At 43.5% G+C, this 1,116-nt stretch carries 1 protein-coding gene; it reads left to right on the top strand.

Annotated elements, in window-relative coordinates:
• The coding region (locus EI161_RS14450) for a PepSY-associated TM helix domain-containing protein (RefSeq protein ID WP_192529970.1) at nucleotides 1–1,049 on the top strand (1,049 nt) is incomplete at its 5' end.
• Nucleotides 1,050–1,116 lie beyond the last annotated feature (67 nt).

The following is a 1,116-nucleotide window of genomic DNA, read 5'->3' as shown; positions in this document are numbered from 1 at the left end:
GGCAACGCTCGTGGCTTGATGCGCACAATGCTTTTTCTGTGCTGCCAATACCGTTCCATTTGATGATTACCTTTACCGGCATCATAACCTTAATAACCTTATATATGCCGTGGGCAGGCATGGTATCTGGGGTAGATAATGAGCAGTTTTTTAAGGAAATTTACTCTTATCGGGCAGCGGATGCAACCGAGTTACAGGCTGCCCCTATGGCTAGTATTGCTCCATTGCTTGCCACGACACAATCTGATTGGCAAAAACGCAACCCTAATTATACCGTGACCAGTGTCAGTATTAATCATCCCAATACTGACCAAAGTATGATTATTATCGACGGTAAAGCTGAGCATCAATTATCAACGTTAGGGGTATTTCGTATTTATGATGGGCAAACAGGGGAAGTACTCAAAGACAGTCGACCGCCGCCGCTCGCTGTCCAAACACAAGCGGTCATGATAGGTTTGCATGCAGGACGCTTTGCGGATAATTGGTTGCGTTGGTTGTACTTTTTATGTGGCGCAGCGGGCTGCGGTATGATTGCAACAGGCTTAGTGCTTTGGACGGTTAAACGTCGCCGCCAATTATTCACTATAGATAAGCCTGATTGGGGATTTTGGTTAGTAGAAAAGCTCAATATTGCGACGCTGGCGGGATTGCCTTTAGCGATGATAGGTTTTTTATGGCTCAATCGTCTATTGTCGTTAGAGTTATTAGGGCGAGGCAAGTGGGAGGTAGATGGGTTTTTTATCATCTGGGCGTTTGGTTTCTTGCTGACGTTATTACTCTCTAGTCGTCATGCATGGCGTCTATTATTATCATTAATTACTCTATTACTTTTATTCACACCGCTACTCAACAGCCTAACTACCGAGCGCGGATTGCTTCACAGTATCTTGAGCGTCGATGTGCTGTTTATCAGCTTTGACGTTATGTTTTTTATTCTAGCGCTGCTGTTTGCTTATATTACTTATGTGGTCAGTTTTAAGAAAGCATCTCACCAGCAAAAAATAAAGTCGCCTAGTCGTTCAAAGCTTCAGATGGAAAATGTATAGTATGTCTAACGCGCTGTTATCTGGATTGCTATTGGCATTTAATCTGCTAGGTATGATGGCATTAATG

The organism is Psychrobacter sp. FME5 (genome assembly GCF_014861375.1).
Taxonomy (GTDB): domain Bacteria; phylum Pseudomonadota; class Gammaproteobacteria; order Pseudomonadales; family Moraxellaceae; genus Psychrobacter.
The sequence above is the reverse complement of the archived record's forward strand: the minus strand, read 5'-3'. Positions and strand labels throughout refer to the sequence as shown.